Here is a 3,983-nt window from a genome sequence, read left to right on the forward strand (position 1 = left end):
TAAGAAATCAGATCTAATTTTCTAAACTCGACATCAAAGTGTCCACATTCTTCGAAGAGACTATTGATAACTTAAGTAAAACTGCCAGTTTTGTTTACGACATCAAGTGTCTAAGAGAACTTTGACATATAGTTTTACTACTACTTAAATTCTACAAGAGAATAAAAATAGTGAATTAATTATCCCGTCGGATAACTAATTCACTATTTAGCTTAGAATGTTTTATTTGATTATTTTATTCTTTAGTAATTGATAATCCAGGAAATTCTTTTGTTCTAAAGGCGACAGTTTTAATATTCATTAAATCATCAATGGAAATATTGTGCGACATTGAATTTGCACCATATGAACCAGTACCTAAAGTAAGCGATGGTGTCATAGCGTTAAATACTCCTCCAATACCACCTAAGGCGGAAGGTGTATTAACTAAAATACGGCAAGCAGACATTGCTAAAGCAAAGTCCTTTATTACATCATCATCTTCCGAATGGATACCTGCTGTATGACCACGACCACCATAATTTAATAATTCTGTACAAATCTTAAAGGCTTCTTCACGACTCTTAGCCTTATATAATGTAAAGACAGGAGAAAGTTTTTCAGCAGATAATGGATAGTCTGGACCCACTCCATCATATTCTGCCACTATAACTTTAGTATTATCAGGGACATCAATTCCACAATATTTAGCAATCTCTACTGCACTTTTACCAGCTATTGGACCAGCAACAGTACCACGTTTTGGATCAATAAATGTCTTTTCAAACTTCTTAATTTCCTCTTTATTTAAGAAGTAACAATTCCAATCTTTAAATTCTTCCTTTACCTGGTCATAAATATCTTCATCTACAACAACAGAGTTTTCAGATGCACAAATCATACCGTTATCGAAAGTCTTAGATAAGATGATGTCATATACAGCCTTGGCGATATCAGCAGTTTTTTCAATGTAAGCAGGACCATTACCAGGACCCACACCTAAAGCTGGTTTACCAGATGAATATGCAGCCTTAACCATACCAGGACCTCCTGTAGCCAAAATAGTTTGAATATCAGGATTATTAATCAAAGCAGTCGTAGCTTCTAAACTAGGTTCTTCAATCCATTGAATACAATTTTCAGGAGCTCCTGCTTTTACAGCAGCATCACGTAAAATTTCGGCAGTTTTTACACAAGATTTTTGTGCTTGGGGATGAAAACCAAAAATAATTGCATTACGTGTCTTCATTGCAATAAGAGATTTAAAAATAACTGTCGACGTTGGGTTAGTAACTGGAGTAACACCCGCAATTACACCTTTAGGTTCTGCAATTTTTATTAATCCCTTTTCTTTATCCTCATTAATGATTCCAACAGTTTTTTTATCTTTAATATCTTGCCAAATTACTTCACTAGCAAAAGTATTCTTGATAATTTTGTCTTCAACTTTACCTCTACCAGTCTCATCAACTGCTAATTTCGCTAAAAGTTCTTTATTATCTAATGCTGCTTTTACCATTGCTTCACAAATTTTATCGACCTGTTCTTGAGACAAATTTGCCATTTTATCAAGAGCAACATGAGCTTTAGCTACATAGTTATCAATAACTTTTTCAACATTATCTTCTTTTGTTTGCACCATTATGTGCCTCCTAAAAATTCAATGCTTGTGATTAATTGATCAATATCAGTATACAACCACTTATTATATGTTGTAAATATCCTTGCTCACTTTTTCTCAAAATTATTATACTGATATATCACTAAAATTTTTATTCTTACGTCTATTTTGCTTTTATTTTCACAAAGAAATTCAATTTCTATTATTATTCTTAGTTCAAGATTATAATTCATTAAAATTTTATGTTAAAATTTTAATGTGTCCAGAAAGGAGTTTTTTATGTCAAATAAAAATTCTTCTTCCCCTGAACAAGAAAAAAATACGATGAAGCGTACTCTCTCAAATACTCATATCCAATTAATTGCCTTAGGGGGCACAATTGGAACTGGATTATTTTTGGGAGTAGGAAATAGTATTAATCTTGCGGGTCCATCTGTAATTTTAATTTATGGACTTGTAGGAATGTTTTTATTTCTTCTAATGCGTGCGTTAGGTGAATTAATTTTATCTGATCTGCATAAAAACACTTATATCGATTTTATAACTGAATATTTAGGTAAAAATGTAGGTACTGTGGCTGGTTATCTTTACTGGTTTAGTTGGTTAACTTTAGCCATGGCAGAAGTTACCGCACTTGGAATATACTTTCAATTTTGGTGGCCAGATTTGCCTAGTTGGATTCCCGGCACAATAACTTTAGTAGTTCTATTAATTATTAACTTAATTTCTGCTAAAGTATTTGGAAACTTAGAATTTGCTTTTGCTATTATTAAAATTGTTACCATTCTAGCTTTTATAATTTTAATAGGCTATCTAATGATCACTGGTGGTAAAGGTAATTTCGGTCCAATAAGCTTTACTAATTTGATTAGTGATGGAGGATTTTTTGCCCGTGGTCCAAAAGGTTTTCTTCGCGGTTTTCAAATGGTTATCTTCAGTTTTATCGGTGTAGAGTTAATTGGTTTAACTGCGTCGGAAACTAAGAATCCCAAAAAGATAATTCCTAAGGCCATTAACCAATTGCCAGTAAGAATTATCTTATTTTATGTTTTTGCTATTGTGGCTATTTTAATGGCCATTCCATGGGATAAAGTATCCACTACAAGTTCTCCATTTGTACAAGCGTTAGAAGGTACTGGAATAAAAGATGCCAGTGCAATTATTAATTTTGTGGTAATAAGTGCAGCTGTCTCAGCTACCAATAGCTTTATTTATAGTGCAGGGAGATTACTTTTTTCAATCAATTATGATGGTAAAGGAAAAGTTTCAAAATTTTTAGGACATTTAAATCACAGACAACTTCCAGCAAATGGGTTAATCATTTCTACTATTATTATAGGAATAGCACCTTTATTGAATTTGTTCTTAGGTGATAACGCTTTTGAATTCATTTCTTCAATTGCTACCAGTATGTTCTTAATTATTTGGTCTCTAATGATCCTAACTCATATTAAATACAGAAGGGTAACTCCATTTGATAAACTACCTACTTATAGAATGCCTTTATTTCCATATTTAGATATATTAGTTTTATTATTTTTTGTAGCAATCATAATTTTATTGCTATGGCTTCCAAGTTATCGTATTGCTATGATTAGCGCTATTATAATATTTATAATTTTATGTATTTTTTCTACACTTGTTAGGGAAGAAAAAGAAAAGTATCGGTAGTTCACCGATACTTTTTATAATGAATGAAATAAACAAAAAAGAGGAAGAACAATTTGTTCTTCCTCTTTCACTTCCTCTGCCTTACTCCGGCTGTCAGACTCGAACTGACGACAACCTGATTAACAGTCAGGTGCTCTACCAACTGAGCTAAGCCGGAATATTAAAAAAGAGCACGGCAACTTCCTATCCTCGCAGGCAGTTTCCCACCAACTACTTTCGGCGTGGAGAAGCTTAACTTCTGTGTTCGGCATGGGAACAGGTGTATCCTTCTCGCTTTCGCCACCGTACTCTTTTGAGCTTTTACACTCAAAACTAAATATAATCTTTCGCAAAAAACCGCTGAGCCTTTGCTTGGTCAAGTGCTCGACTGATTAGTACTAGTCCGCTCCATACATCACTGTACTTCCACTCCTAGCCTATCTACCTCATCGTCTTTAAGGTGTCTTACTGCTTGCGCATCGGAAATCTCATCTTGAGGGGGGCTTCGAACTTAGATGCTTTCAGCGCTTATCCCTTCCATACATAGCTACCCAGCGGTGCCGAAGGCTCGACAACTGGTACACCAGCGGTATGTCCATCCCGGTCCTCTCGTACTAAGGACAGCTCCTCTCAAATTTCCTACGCCCACGACGGATAGGGACCGAACTGTCTCACGACGTTCTGAACCCAGCTCGCGTGCCGCTTTAATGGGCGAACAGCCCAACCCTTGGGA

General features: G+C 34.8%; 1 protein-coding gene, 1 tRNA gene, 2 rRNA genes and 1 pseudogene. 1 reads left to right on the forward strand and 4 read right to left on the reverse strand.

What is annotated here, in order from left to right:
* Nucleotides 1–238: 238 nt before the first annotated feature.
* Nucleotides 239–1,621, reverse strand: a pseudogene (locus LrDSM24759_RS07445) (aldehyde dehydrogenase family protein); the annotation flags it as partial.
* Between the two features lie 258 nt (nucleotides 1,622–1,879).
* Between LrDSM24759_RS07445 and LrDSM24759_RS07450 the strand changes: the two are divergent.
* Complete coding sequence (locus LrDSM24759_RS07450) at nucleotides 1,880–3,271, forward strand: amino acid permease (RefSeq protein ID WP_117118837.1); 1,392 nt, start codon at nucleotides 1,880–1,882, stop codon at nucleotides 3,269–3,271.
* Nucleotides 3,272–3,355: 84 nt separating this feature from the next.
* Here LrDSM24759_RS07450 and LrDSM24759_RS07455 read toward each other — a convergent pair.
* From LrDSM24759_RS07455 to LrDSM24759_RS07465, 3 genes are all read right to left on the reverse strand, one after another.
* Nucleotides 3,356–3,428, reverse strand: a tRNA-Asn gene (locus LrDSM24759_RS07455).
* A gap of 13 nt (nucleotides 3,429–3,441) precedes the next feature.
* Nucleotides 3,442–3,558 (reverse strand): 5S ribosomal RNA (gene rrf, locus LrDSM24759_RS07460).
* A 64-nt stretch (nucleotides 3,559–3,622) separates the two neighbouring features.
* Nucleotides 3,623–3,983, reverse strand: a 23S ribosomal RNA gene (locus LrDSM24759_RS07465); the annotation flags it as partial.

Origin of the sequence: Lactobacillus rodentium, assembly GCF_003423665.1 — a bacterium.
Lineage (GTDB): Bacteria > Bacillota > Bacilli > Lactobacillales > Lactobacillaceae > Lactobacillus > Lactobacillus rodentium.